The following is a 13,065-nucleotide window of genomic DNA, read 5'->3' as shown; positions in this document are numbered from 1 at the left end:
TCTCCCAAGTCAAAACTCCGAATCGCCGTGAGGCGGCCCGGTCAGCGGTCGTTGTCGTCGGCGTCCGCGTCATCCGGAAGGTCCCGGGGGGGACCGAATTCCTTCAGCGCGCGGGCGCTGAGTTTTTTGGCGGAATGCACCGCCAGCCAGATGGAGATCGCGAAACCCGAAAGGGTCCCCACGATCATCCCCCACGGCGCGGTCCCGACAAACAGGTCGAAACCCCAGCCGATCCCCAGGCCTACCAGCACACCACCGATCATCTCGGCCATGATGCGATAGCCGTATCCCACTGCCGCTCCGCCGTATTCGGGCGGTTCGGGTGTGGCCCGCGCCTTTAGCGAGTCGGCCTGGGCGTTGAGACGTCTGATTGTCTCTTCGCGGGTTTCCTCGGTCGGGGACATCGGCCTGCTCAGCGCCCGATGCTGGCGCCGGAAGGCGGGCGTCGGAGGGGGTCTGAATTCGGCGCGGAACCTATAGGCGGTCGGGCGTCAGGTCAAGGCACCCCGGCCCCGGGCTCAAGCCCCGAAAATACAGGGAAAATTCGCACCCCACGCCCCCTGTGGCGATGCGTCACCTGTCGGGGTGCTCGATCAGCGCGCGAGCCGCAGCCCGGGCCTCATCCGTGACCACCGCGCCCGACAGCATGCGGGCGATCTCCTCGTCGCGCTGGGCAGCGTCGAGAACCTCGACGGTCGTAATCGTGGCGCCGTCGCGGTCGCCCTTGCGCACCTTCCAGTGGGTGTGACCCCGGGCCGCGACCTGGGGGCTGTGGGTGACAACCAGCACCTGACCGCCGCTCGCCAGCCGCTGCAGCCGGCGTCCGACCGCCTCGGCCACGGCGCCGCCGACGCCCTGATCCACCTCGTCGAAGATCATGACGGGCTGCGCCTGCTCGGGGCGGGCCGCCAGCGCAGCCTTCATCGCCAAGGCAAAGCGCGCCAGCTCGCCCCCGGAGGCCACCGTGTCCAGCGGGCCGAACGGCTGGCCCGGATTGGTCGAGATTTCGAACCGCACCGTTTCCGCCCCCCGCGCGCCCCGCCGGTCCTCGGGCAGGGGCTCCAGTGCCACGCGAAAGCGGGCCCGGTCCAGTTTCAGCGGCCCCAGTTCCCCGGCTACAGCTTGGGCCAGACGGTCGCCCGCCTCGGCCCGGCGGGACGACAGGGTGGCGGCCGCCGCGTCATAGGCCGCGCGCGCGGCGGTCAGCGTCCGCTCGGCCGCAGTCAGCGCCTCGGCCCCGTCCTCGATCAACCGCAGCTGTTCACGCATGCGGACGCGCAGGCGCGGCAGATCCTCGACCGTGCAGTTCAGCTTGCGAGCCGCAGCGCGCAGGGCGAACAGCCGTTCCTCGGCCTTGTCCAGACGACCCGGCTCGACATCCAGCGCATCTGCGGCCTGATCCAACTGGGCCACCGCCTCCATCGCCTCGACGAGGGTGCGGTCAATCGCCTCGGCAGCGGCGGCGAGCCGCAAAACGACAGGGTGATCGTGCCCGGATACCTCTGAGGCAGTGCCTGCATTCTCGGCTTCCAGTCGCACGGCCTGCAGGGCTCGGCCCCGGGCATGCTCCACGGCCCTCAGGGCCGCCGACAACCGTTGCGACAGCTTGTCCCCGCCCAGCGAGTCCCGCGCTTCCGACAGATCGGCCAACGCCTTTTCCGCCGCGCCCAGCAGGGCCCGTTCGCCGGCCAGCTCGGCCTCTTCGCCCGCCCGGGGGTCGAGGGCGTCCAGCTCCTCGAGCGCGAGCGTCAGCTCCTCGGCCCGGGCGGCAGCGCTGCTGGCTTCCGCCCGCAAGGTGTCCAGCCGCTGCTGGGCTTCGCGCCGGGCGTCATGCGCCCGCGCCACGGCCGCGACGTCCTCGTGCAGGCCACCATAGCCGTCCAGGGCACCGGGATGGGTCCGGGCATCCAGCAGACCAACCGTCTCATGCTGGCCATGGACCTCGACCAGTGCCTGCGCCAGCGACCTCAGCGCATTCACCCCGACGGCCTGGTCGTTGACGAAGGCGCGGCTGCGGCCATCCGCCCCCAGAACCCGACGCAGGATCAGTTCTTCGCCCGGCTCAATCTCCAGCCCCTTCTCCCGCGCTTCGGCCAGCCAGTCGAGATCTGTAGGCGTGTCAAAGGTGGCGGTGGCCACGGCCTGGGCCGCGCCTGCGCGCACCAGCCCCGCGTCGGAGCGGGCACCCAGCGCCAGACCGAGAGCATCGAGGATGATAGACTTGCCGGCGCCGGTCTCGCCGGTCAGCACGGTCAGGCCTGAGCCGACCTCAAGGTCCAGGCGGTCGACCAGCACGATGTCGCGAATCGACAGGGCGGTCAGCATGGAAGGCGGCCTGTCTGGCGGTCGGAATGATTCGACATGAGGCCGATCATAGCGCCGGGCTGCGTTCTGACGATGCGCTGTTCCGTGTTTGGTCCCGAATTCAGCCCCGACCTCAGCCCGGGATGATCCGGCTGAGCCAGCCTTCGCGACGCGCTTCGGGCTCTACGTCCGGCCGCTCGCCCTGATCGGTCAGCAGGGCATGGGCTTCGCTGTACCAGGGGCTGCCGGGGAAGTTGTGGCCCAGAACCGCGCCGTTGCGGATTGCCTCGTCCTTCAGGCCCAGCACCAGGCTGACTTCGACCAGACGGTACAGGGCCTCCGGCGCATGCGAGGTGCGCTGGAACTCTTCGTTCTCGACGACGGTGCGATAGCGGTTCATCGCGGCCAGCGGCTGGTTGGCGCGCTGATAGTAGCGGCCGATTTCCATTTCCTTGCCGGCCAGCTGGTCGTTGACCATGTCGATCTTGACCAGGGCATCAGAGGCATAGGCGGTGTCGGGATAACGGCGGGCGACCTCGCGCAGCGCCGCCAAGGCATTCTCGGAATAGCCCTGGTCACGGCCCACGTCGGTGATCTGCTCAAAGAAGCAGATCGCCTTCATGTAATAGGCATAGGCGGCCGACGGATTGCCGGGGAACAGCTGGATGAACCGGTCCGAGGCGGCGATAGCCTCAGCATAGCTATTGTTCTGATAATAGGCGTAGATCTGCATCAGGATCGAATGCCGCGCCCACTCTGAATAGGGGTGCTGACGTTCCACTTCCTGGAAATAATCGATCGCGTCGCGCCAGCGCTTGCGCTCCAGCCGCTCATAGCCGGTGTTGTACAGCAGCTCGACCGGACGTTCTTCATAGGCCAGCTTCGGCCGCTCCCGGCCGTTGTTGCAGGCTGCTACGGTCAGCGAAAAGACAACAACCGCTGACAGGATCAGACCGGAACGGATTTTGGAAACAGGCACTGATTGCGACCCCATGATTACCGGCCGGAAGGCGCGCCGCAGCGGACCATCCGGAAGACGAAGCGATCTCTACACCAGCGAAACCCAAGCGCCAATCACATGCGGACCGATGTCGGATTTGGTCCGGAATGCGCGTGAAGCGGCTTGATGCCTGACGCCCCGCTGTTAAGAAGCGCCCACACCCCGGACGCCTCCTCTCCCTATTGGCGGTCCGATGAGGGCGAAAGGATGACGGGCCATGAAGCTGCTCTCCGGCAATGCCAACCGAACCCTGGCCCGGGCCATAGCCGATCACCTCGACATGCCGCTGACCCGGGCGGAGGTAAAGCGCTTTGCAGACAATGAGGTGTTTGCCGTCATTGAGGAAAATGTGCGGGGCGAGGATGTCTTTGTCATCCAGTCGACCAGTTATCCGGCCAATGACAATCTGATGGAGCTGCTGATCATGACCGATGCCCTGATCCGGGCGTCGGCCAAACGGATCACGGCCGTCATGCCCTATTTCGGCTATGCCCGTCAGGATCGGAAGACCGGCGGTCGCACGCCGATTTCCGCCAAGCTGGTGGCCAATATGATCACCCGGGCCGGGGCCCACAGGGTGCTGACCATGGATCTGCACGCCGGGCAGATTCAGGGCTTCTTCGACATTCCGACCGATAATCTGGTCGCCACGCCCGTGCTGGCGCAGGACATTCGCGAAAACTATCCGCGCGGCGATGATCTGATGATCGTCTCGCCCGATGTGGGCGGCGTGGTGCGCGCCCGGTCACTGGCCAGCCGCCTGAACGCCGACCTGGCCATCGTCGACAAGCGGCGCCCCAAGGCCGGGGAGAGCGAGGTCATGAACATCATCGGTGACGTCGAGGGACGCCGCTGCATCCTGTTCGACGACATCGTCGACTCGGGCGGCACATTGGTGAACGCGGCCAAGGCCCTGATCGACCAGGGTGCGACCGAGGTGTCGGCCTATATCAGCCACGGCGTCCTGTCCGGCCCTGCCGTCAGCCGAGTCAACGACGGCCCGCTGAAGGAACTGGTGATCACCGATTCGATCGAACAGCCGCATGAGGTGGCGACTTGCAAGAAGATCCGCACGGTCTCGGTGGCTCCCCTGATAGGCGAGGCGATCCGCCGAATCGCCAACGAGGAGTCCGTCTCCAAGCTGTTCGATTAACGGTCGGAAAACGCTTCATCCCGCGTTATAAGAGACCGGATCGCGACGCGTTTGTCCGCGTCGCCTGAGTATTCAGTGGGGAAGCCCTGTCGATGACCCGAGTTCTTCGGTCCACCACCGCCCTGTCGCTCGGCCTTAAGGGCGGCACCCTCGCCGCTCTGGCCATGATCGCCGCCTGTGCCGCGACCGAGCCGGAACCGCCGCCCCCGCCACCGCCTCCTCCCCCGCCGCCGCCGGCCTTGGCCCTTAATCAGGGTGTGTCCGAGGCCGCTTCCATCTACGTGGCCTTCATCCGCGAGGTCGGCACGATTGAAGCCGGCTTCCCCGATGCCGAGTCCATCCAGAACGCCATCCGCACCGGCTCGGCCTATGAGCCGGCCCAGCTGTCGCGCGGCATGATTGCCTATGGCGCCGTCCTGGCGCTGCAATCGCCCGAGTTCGTCGCCGGGGTACGCCAGTATGCCGCCGACCCTGTGCAGCGCGAGGAAATCATCAACCGGATCATCCAGGACCCGGCCTATGCCGCAACCCTGCCCGGGGCTGACGCTGCGGCCGGCCTGATCGTCAGCACCCTTGGCGAAGATATCGCCGCCCTGTCGACGATCGCCGAAGCCATCAAGGAGGACGCCTATACGATCCAGGGCCGCGCAGACCCCCGACGCCGCTGGGCGACGCGCCCGATGGACGACCGCCAGGGCCGCCTTGACGCCGCAAAGGCCAACTCGGTGGTTGTCATGCTGCCGTCCGCAGAGGACGCCAGCCTGCTGTTTACGGCAGCCCACGCGGGTTCCGGGCTTGAGCTGGCGCCGATCAAGCTTCAGCCGCCCTATACCCAGCCGGTGATCAATTCGCTGGCCATCGCGGCGCTGGCTGCACTGGGCGCCGGGGGCGATGATTTCCGGACCTATACCGAGGCGCTGGTCGTCGAGACCAACAACGAATTCTGCCTCAACATGTCCAAGCTGAACCTGTTCCAGTGCCTGGCCGCCTCGCGACCGCACTATGAGGACATCTTCTGCATCGGGCAGCATATCGTCAGCGATCTGGCGACCTGCGCCGCACAGAGCATGGGGCCGATGCCGGTCATGATCCCGACCACGGCCTTCGCACTGGACGAAGGCACCCTGACGGGTGCCCCGGCTGCGACCGCAGCCGCTGCTGCCGACTCGGCCCAGTCCCAGGCACCTTCACCCGGTCGCCCCTGAGGCACCCATGCGGGTTGCTGTATTGGATGCAAAGCCGGTTGCACGCCGGGTCGCATCCGTGTAATAGCCCGCGCTCTTGAATTCGAGGGATGCAATCCCCGCTGCGCGCTGTCTTTGGAAGCGCGGCGTGCGTTATTGAGGCGAGCCCGATGGCCGAGATCATTCTGAACGTTGACGTCCGTGACGGCGTCGGTACCGGCAGCGCCCGCGCTGCCCGTCGCGCGGGTGCCGTGCCCGGCGTGCTGTACGGTGGCGACAAGGCCCCGGTGGCCATCTCGGTCAACGAGAAGGACTTCCGCAAGAACCTGTACACCGGCAAGCTGCTGGGTCACCTGGTGACCCTGAAGTACGGCAAGGAAACGCAGCCGGTCATCGCCAAGGACGTGCAGTTCGACCCCGTGTCGGACCGTCCCATGCACTTCGACCTGATGCGCGTCGATGAGAAGCAGGTGATCAAGATCGAAGTGCCCGTGCACTTCATCAACCAGGATGAATGCGAGGCCTTCCGTCAGGGCGGTTCGCTGGAAATCGTGCGTCACACGGTCGAGATTTCGGTCCGCGCCGACCACATCCCCGAGGAACTGATCGTCGATCTGGCCGGTCACAAGATGGGCGACACCATCCGCATCTCGGACATCAAGCTGCCCAAGGGCGTAGAGCCCGCCATCGGCGACCGCGACTTCATGGTCGCCTCGATCAAGATTTCGTCCGCCGCCAAGGCTGATGCCGCCGACGAAGCTGCGGATGAAGCCGCCGCTGAGGCCGAGGCTGAAGAAGTCGCTGCCGACGAAGTGCCCGCCACCGCCCAGAGCGACGAGGGCGACGCCGAAGAGACCCCCGAGGGCTGATCCTCCGGGTTTTCGCTTCACGGCTCAATTGACCCCGCGGCCCATTCCCTTCAGGGAGTGGGCCGCGACCGTTTTGGACCCTGCCCATGATCATCCTGGCGGGCCTGGGCAATCCCGGGCCGAAGTATCAGAACAACCGGCACAACATCGGCTTCATGGCGGCCGACGTGATCGCGGACCGCTGGCGCTTTGGCCCCGAGCGGGCCAAATTCCAGTCCATCGTGCGTGACGGCGAGGTCGAGGGCCACAAGGTCATGCTGATGAAGCCCCAGACCTATATGAACGAGAGCGGCCGTGCGGTCGGCGAGGCCGCGCGCTTCTTCAAGCTCGCGCCTGCGGACATTGTGATCTTCCACGACGAGATCGATCTGGCACCGGGTCGTTTCCGCATGAAGACCGGCGGCGGGGCGGCGGGCCAGAACGGCATCCGCTCGCTGATCGCCCATCTGGGGGCCGACTTCCGCAGGGCGCGCCTGGGCATCGGCCATCCGGGCGAGCCGCAACTGGTCATGCCCCATGTGCTGGGGGACTTTCATAAGGCCGAATATCCGTGGCGAGATGCCCTGCTGAACGCCTGCGCCGACGCCCTGCCCTTCCTGCTGAGCGGTCAGGACGAGCGCTATCAGGGCGAGGTGCTGCGCCTGGCGCCTGCGCCGAAATTCAGCCCGCGTCAGGCCGCACAGAACGGCGAATAGCGCTCAATATTCGACACGATAGCTGAAGCTCAGCCGCTCGACACTGCCCGCCGGAACCGCAAAGCTCCACGCCGGATAGCCCCCCTCGGTAATACTGCTCTCACGGCTCTCGCGGGTGATGGTGAAGCCCGGCTGGAAATAGGCCCACGGAATGACCTCGAGGCTGGCCGCCTCGGCCCCCGCATTCATCACCTCGACCTGGACCGTATAGAGGGTCGTCGTCACCCCGCCGGTCTGGCTGGAGCTGTAGTCGGTCGTGCGATAGCGGACCCGGACGTTGGGGGACTGGCCGATCGACAGCTCGACCGGCAAGCCGATCGGGCGATCGGTGCTGCGGGCCTCTCCGGTGAAGAAGGCCGGGCCATCGGTGCGCTGCTGCCGCAGGCTCCAGGTCCCGCCGGGCAGGGCCAGACCCAGGGCCGAGTCCGCATCATTGTCCAGCCTCAGCACGATGTCGGTCTGGAGGGGACCTGTGACACTGCGGAGGTCCGAAGACCCGTCGATCCGCGCGCGATAGATCCTCTCGACCGGCACATCGCGCCGCTCCAGGAACCGCACCTGCTTGGTCTGGCGGGCTGCGACCGTGGTCCGTTCCGGCAGGGTGTAGATCTTGTAGTCTCCCAGTTCGCCTTGCTCGGCGATGCGGGAGCCTGTGACAACCACTTCGTCTCTCATCTGCAAGCGCGGAGGTGGCGGCGGAGCGGGAGGTGGTGGCGGGGGCGGCACGGCCATGGCCGGCCCTGAGTACTCCGGCATCTCGCCTTCGGTCGTCGTGTCCTGGGGCCAGCAGCCCGCGCGACGCGGCAGACGCACGGCATCGACCGGGACAGTGCCCGACTCGGTTCGCAGATTGCCGGCTACAGCCTGGACCGGCGCGTCGACAAAGCCTGTGCTGCCGAAATTGGCGAGGGTCAGCCAGCCGGTCAGGGTCATGGAGCGCCCATCCGGCGCCAGCTCGGCCACATAATCGCTGGACCACTGCAGGCCGGTGGCCAGATAGGCCAGCGTCACCGTATAGCGCCCGGCCTCCCCTGCCCGGGTGCGCACCGACAGGCTGGGCTGGTCGCTCAACCCCTCGGGCACACGGTCGAACACCACACGTTGGGTCAGGCCCGAGCAGCTGAGGGCCTCAAAGCCGCCGTCGACCTCCAGCACGGGTCCGTTGGCCCCGGCGCGGATCACGGCGACGTGTTCCTCGGCACCGCCGGTCACCGGATTGATGCGCACCACCCGCACCGTCTCGCCGATCGACCGCTCGAACAGCGATCCGGGCGTCAGCAGGTCAAAGTCGGTATTCCGCTCAATCACCCCGGCGGGCAGGCCCTCCAGCACCGCACTCTGGCCAACGATGCCGCCGGCCACGCCCTCGAAGCGGATCACGGCCTCGCCTGCGGGCAGGTCAACTGTCCGTGTCTCGACGATCAGCGCCAGACCTTCGCGGTCCAGTCGGCTCCAGCTCTGCTGCGACTGGCGCATCAGCTCGACCGTATTCACCGGCCGGTCTCGGTAGATGACCACCGACACGGCCTCGGGGCCAGAAGAGACCGCCACCGCAGGCTCCGCCACGGCAGCGGGAACCGCAGCCTGGGCAAGGGCCTCCGGTGCCGCCAGCCCTGACAGGGCCAGTATCGCGATCAGACTGACGCCCGCGCGCATCGGGATCAGCCGCCGGTCTCGATGGTCGCCGTCAGCACGGTCTGGCCATTGGCAGGAACCGGCACGCGCCAGACGATGGTGCGGGCATCGCGCATCTCGCCCTGGATGCTCTGATCCTGGATCTCGGTGTCGCGGCCCAGACCGGTCTGGCGAACCTCGACCACCACCGGCTCGGAGCGGGCATTCCGCACCGTGTATTCCATCCGGTAGCGCGACCGTTCGGTGTTCAGGATGCGCGGCGCGACCCGTTCATTGCTGACCAGACGCGGCTGGACCGTGACGTCAAAGGCATCCCCGGTGGTGATGGCGATGTCCGATCCGGCCGGCGTGTGGCCGATCTCATCCTCGCCGATGAAGCGGGGCTCACCGCCCGCGTCGCGCACATAGACGCGCACCACCCCGGCCGGAAGGGCCTGACTGACGCCTGAGGCGCGACCGTTCTGGAACAGCACCGCCACCTCGGCCGACTGCGCCTGCTCATAGGTCGAAAAGCCGCCCATCTGGAAGAGATAGCGTTTGGTCGCCGGCACATTGGCCACGTCCAGAAGGCCGACCTGCTTGTTCTGGTTGTTGGCCACCGTCACACGGCCCGGCAGGGGGTAAATGTAATAGTCGGCGATACCCTCGGCGCCATCCGAGAACTCATAGCCATTGCCGCCGCCGCGTCCGCCGTAATAGCCGCCGCCGCTGACCAGATTGACCTCTCCGGCCACGACCCGCGTGCTGGCCTCGGTAAAGGTCGCGCCCGAGCGGTTGGTGATGGTGATCCAGCCCGTCAGGTCCAGACTGCCGCCCGCCTCGTCGTACTGGGCCACATAGTCCGCCTCCCACGACAGGCCGCTGGTCAGATAGCTGAGCGTCGTCTCGCGGCGACCGCCACCCTCGGCGTCGAGCGTCACGCTGAGCGTCGGACGCGGGCGCAGATTGGCGGGCACCTCGTCGAAGATCACCCGGGTGGGCACGCCGTCGTCCCGCAGCACCTCGATCCGGTCGCCGATCCGCAGCACCACGCCCTCATTGGCGGCCAGAACCTGGGCCCGTTCAGTCGTCTCGCGACCGGTGCCCGGATTGATGCGGACGATGCCGATGGTGTCGCCGACCGCGCTCTGCATCAGCTTGTCGGGCGTCAGCAGGTCATAGTCGAAATTCTGCTCGACCACTGACAGGCCCCGACCGCTGAGCCCCACGGTCTCGGGCCGGATGCTTGCCGATACGCCGGGGAACTCCTGACGCGAGCGGCCGTCCGGAATGTTCAGGTCCCGCACATCCTCAACCAGGGCGATGTCCTGATTATAAATGGTGATGGCCACGCGGCCGGGACCTCCGGGGCGGCTGTCGACCTGCTCCTGGGCGGACACCGCCGTCCCTGTCAGCATCAGGGCACAGGCCCCTCCCATCAGACCCATTCTCAGCGAACCCGGGCCAAGCGACATGGCGATCTCCATGAATACAGCAGTTTGTGGAGGTCACGCTGGCACGGCCCCCGGACCCTGTCGAGAGCCAATCCCTGTCCGTTCCTGACGGGCGCGACACCGCGTCTCTTGCCTGATGACGCGACCGGGTTCATTGCGCACACGCCCTGCCTGATGGAGCCGTCCCATGCGCCTGCCCGCCCTCGCCCTGCTCTGTCTCGGAGTCACCGCCTGTCAGGATGCCGCGGCGCCGTCCGTCGAAGTCAGCGATGCGGTCTGCCGGCCTACGCCGAACGGCCGCGATGTGACGGGCTGCTATATGACCCTTGCCGCCGCAACCGACGACCGCCTTGTCTCGGTCTCGACCGATGCCGCGGGCAAGGCCGAGATCCATGAAATGTCGACCGCGGGCGGGGTCATGACCATGGCTGAAATGACCGACGGCCTGCCCCTTCCTGCAGGTGAGGTGACGGCTCTGCAGCCCGGCGGCAACCACATCATGCTGATGCAGGTGACAGCCCCTCTTGCGGAGGGCGACACGGTGGACCTGGCCCTGACCTTCGCGGATGCCGCCCCGGTCACCGTCTCCGCCCGGGTCGGCAATCCGGCCGTCAACTGACGGTCCGGGGCGGTTAGCGCCTGACAAACGGGTGCCCAGCGGCTAAAGGCTCGCCTCGACCCGTTCCCCAGAGAGTTCCATGGCCCTGAAAGTCGCGATCGTCGGCCTGCCCAACGTCGGCAAGTCCACCCTGTTCAACGCCCTGACCAAGACGGCGGCGGCCCAGGCGGCCAACTATCCGTTCTGCACGATCGAGCCCAACACCGGCGACGTCGCCGTGCCCGAGCCGCGCCTCAAGGTGCTGGCCGAGATCGCTGGATCAAAGGAGATCATTCCGTCGCGCATCACCTTCGTCGATATCGCGGGTCTGGTGCGCGGTGCGTCCAAGGGCGAGGGTCTGGGCAACCAGTTCCTGGCCAATATCCGCGACTGTGACGCCATTGCCTTTGTCGCCCGCTGCTTCGTCGACGATGACATCACCCACGTCGAGGATCGCATCGACCCGATCGCCGATCTCGAGATCATCGAGACCGAGCTGATGCTGGCCGATATGGAAAGCCTGGAGCGTCGCCGGGGCCAGATGGAAAAGCGCGCCAAGGCCGGTGACAAGGAAAGCCAGCAGAGCCTGAAACTGGTCGATCTGGCCCTGACCCAGCTCAACGCCGGCAAGCCCGCCCGCACCGCCGAGGTCAGCAAGGAAGACCGCAAGGCCTGGGACATGCTGCAGCTGCTGACCGCCCTTCCCGCCCTTTATGTCTCCAATGTCGACGAGAACTCGGCCGACAAGGGCAATGAGCTATCAGACTTGGTCGCCGCCCGCGCGGCGAAGGACGGCGCCAATTCCGTCGTCATCTCGGCCAAGATCGATTCGGAGCTGGCGGTACTGGACGAGGCGGAACAGCTGGAGTTTCTCGAGACCTTGGGTCTGGCCGAGCCGGGCCTCAACCGCCTGATCCGGGAAGCCTATTCCCTTCTGGGCCTGCAGTCCTATTTCACGGTCGGCCCCAAGGAAGCGCGCGCCTGGACGATCCATGTCGGCGATACGGCTCCGCAAGCGGCTGGCGTGATCCATACGGACTTTGAAAAGGGCTTCATCCGCGCCGAAACCATCGCCTATGACGACTATGTCGCCCTGCGCGGCGAGGCCAAGGCGCGCGAGGCCGGCAAGCTGCGGGCCGAGGGCAAGTCCTATGTCGTCAAGGACGGCGACGTCATGAACTTCCTGTTCAGCTAGGGCTGGTCCGACGGGCAGCGGGTGAACGCCACCGTCGCCCCGTCTCGATCCGGATAGGACAGTCTCAGGCGATCATCCGTGGCCGAGGCGCGTATTGTTTCGCGGGTCTCCTGCCCCTCGCCCTGACACACCAGATCCAGCTCATGGCCCTCTGCAATCGGGCGTGAGGCCTCGATGGCGCAGCTGTTCTCATAGCCCTCAAAGCGCGTCAGCGTGATGGTGATAGGCCGCTCCGGACCCGTCGTGTTCGAACACCAGGCGGGATAGGCCGCCCAGTCCCCCAACAGTTCCGCATGCCCCGTTGTCCGGGCCGGAGCCGGATCCTCCGGTGGCAGGGGTGCGTCTGGATCCGGGGTCACGGGCCCGGGCTCCATCGGGTCATTCCCACAGGCCGCAACGGCGGCGGCGGCCAGGCTGGCGGTGGCGGCAAGGCGGAGCAGGGTTTTCATGAAGCTGGGAACGCACATGTCGCCGCTGTGTTCAGAACGAGTCGCAAATGCGGTTGCTTCTGATAATCGTTCGCAGTAATTGCCCCGCACCTTCACCGTAACTCCCCGGGGCTTCTCATGCGTACCACCCTCCTCCTCACCACCGCTCTGGCCGGACTGGCCGCCACTGCCATGCCTGCTCTGGCCCAAACCCGGCCTGTCTCGAGCCCCGTCGAAGACCCGGTGACCCTCGATCCGATCACTGTGCTGGCGACCCGAACTGCCACCCGCGCGGATGAGACCCCCGCCACGGTCACCGTCATCACGGCGCGTGAGATCGAGGAGAATCTTTACACAGACATCAAGGATCTGGTCCGGTTCGAGCCGGGCGTCAGCGTCCGGACCCAGCCGGCCCGATTCGGTGCCGCCCTCGGCTCGACCGGCCGCGACGGCAATGCGGGCTTCACCATCCGCGGTCTGGGCGGCGACCGGGTGCTGATCGTCGTGGACGGAGTCCGTACCCCCGACGGCTATGCCTTTGGCCCGCAGAGCGTTGGCCGGGGCGGCTATT

Annotated in this window: 12 protein-coding genes and 1 pseudogene; 7 read left to right on the top strand and 6 right to left on the bottom strand. The window is 66.7% G+C overall.

The window, feature by feature from the left end; translation table 11 throughout:
- Nucleotides 1–41: 41 nt before the first annotated feature.
- The 3 genes from B4K74_RS09905 to B4K74_RS09895 form a co-directional block, all read right to left on the bottom strand.
- Complete coding sequence (locus B4K74_RS09905) at nucleotides 42–404, bottom strand: AtpZ/AtpI family protein (protein ID WP_286692793.1); 363 nt, start codon at nucleotides 402–404, stop codon at nucleotides 42–44.
- Between the two features lie 169 nt (nucleotides 405–573).
- Nucleotides 574–2,325 carry a DNA repair protein RecN gene (gene recN, locus B4K74_RS09900; protein WP_286692792.1) on the bottom strand — a complete coding sequence of 584 codons (1,752 nt, stop codon included), beginning with the start codon at nucleotides 2,323–2,325 and terminating at the stop codon, nucleotides 574–576.
- Nucleotides 2,326–2,437: 112 nt separating this feature from the next.
- Complete coding sequence (locus B4K74_RS09895) at nucleotides 2,438–3,298, bottom strand: outer membrane protein assembly factor BamD (protein ID WP_286692791.1); 861 nt, start codon at nucleotides 3,296–3,298, stop codon at nucleotides 2,438–2,440.
- A 223-nt stretch (nucleotides 3,299–3,521) separates the two neighbouring features.
- Between B4K74_RS09895 and B4K74_RS09890 the strand changes: the two genes are divergently transcribed.
- From B4K74_RS09890 to pth, 4 genes and pseudogenes are all read left to right on the top strand, one after another.
- Entirely contained in the window at nucleotides 3,522–4,457 is a 936-nt protein-coding gene (locus B4K74_RS09890; protein WP_123287123.1) for a ribose-phosphate pyrophosphokinase, read from the top strand.
- A 92-nt stretch (nucleotides 4,458–4,549) separates the two neighbouring features.
- The gene (locus tag B4K74_RS09885; protein WP_286692790.1) at nucleotides 4,550–5,662 is read left to right on the top strand and encodes a hypothetical protein; all 1,113 of its coding nucleotides are present in this window, start codon (nucleotides 4,550–4,552) and stop codon (nucleotides 5,660–5,662) included.
- Nucleotides 5,663–5,811: 149 nt separating this feature from the next.
- Nucleotides 5,812–6,426 (top strand): annotated as a pseudogene (locus B4K74_RS09880) (50S ribosomal protein L25/general stress protein Ctc); the annotation flags it as partial.
- A gap of 170 nt (nucleotides 6,427–6,596) precedes the next feature.
- Nucleotides 6,597–7,205 carry an aminoacyl-tRNA hydrolase gene (pth, locus tag B4K74_RS09875; RefSeq protein WP_286692789.1) on the top strand — a complete coding sequence of 203 codons (609 nt, stop codon included), beginning with the start codon at nucleotides 6,597–6,599 and terminating at the stop codon, nucleotides 7,203–7,205.
- A 3-nt stretch (nucleotides 7,206–7,208) separates the two neighbouring features.
- Here pth and B4K74_RS09870 read toward each other — a convergent pair whose 3' ends face one another.
- Nucleotides 7,209–8,861 carry a DUF4139 domain-containing protein gene (locus B4K74_RS09870; protein ID WP_286692788.1) on the bottom strand — a complete coding sequence of 551 codons (1,653 nt, stop codon included), beginning with the start codon at nucleotides 8,859–8,861 and terminating at the stop codon, nucleotides 7,209–7,211.
- A gap of 5 nt (nucleotides 8,862–8,866) precedes the next feature.
- On the bottom strand, nucleotides 8,867–10,294 hold the full coding sequence (locus tag B4K74_RS09865) for a DUF4139 domain-containing protein (RefSeq protein WP_286692787.1): 1,428 nt from the start codon (nucleotides 10,292–10,294) through the stop codon (nucleotides 8,867–8,869).
- Between the two features lie 166 nt (nucleotides 10,295–10,460).
- Here B4K74_RS09865 and B4K74_RS09860 point away from each other — a divergent pair, with 166 nt between their 5' ends.
- A complete protein-coding gene (locus tag B4K74_RS09860) occupies nucleotides 10,461–10,892 on the top strand; it encodes a copper chaperone PCu(A)C (protein ID WP_286692786.1) in 432 nt (143 codons plus the stop codon).
- Between the two features lie 79 nt (nucleotides 10,893–10,971).
- Complete coding sequence (ychF, locus tag B4K74_RS09855; RefSeq protein ID WP_286692785.1) at nucleotides 10,972–12,066, top strand: redox-regulated ATPase YchF; 1,095 nt, start codon at nucleotides 10,972–10,974, stop codon at nucleotides 12,064–12,066.
- On the opposite strand, the gene B4K74_RS09850 is transcribed toward ychF, so the two are convergent.
- On the bottom strand, nucleotides 12,063–12,515 hold the full coding sequence (locus B4K74_RS09850; protein WP_286692784.1) for a hypothetical protein: 453 nt from the start codon (nucleotides 12,513–12,515) through the stop codon (nucleotides 12,063–12,065). The two genes, ychF and B4K74_RS09850, sit on opposite strands and share 4 nt — an antisense overlap.
- Before the next feature lie 117 nt (nucleotides 12,516–12,632).
- On the opposite strand from B4K74_RS09850, the gene B4K74_RS09845 reads away from it, so the two are divergent.
- Nucleotides 12,633–13,065 (top strand): TonB-dependent receptor plug domain-containing protein (locus tag B4K74_RS09845; protein WP_286692783.1); only part of this gene is annotated, 433 nt, incomplete at its 3' end.

Origin of the sequence: Brevundimonas sp. UBA2503 (assembly GCF_002341485.1) — a bacterium.
GTDB lineage: Bacteria > Pseudomonadota > Alphaproteobacteria > Caulobacterales > Caulobacteraceae > Brevundimonas > Brevundimonas halotolerans.
This window is presented reverse-complemented; position numbering and strand designations above follow the sequence as displayed.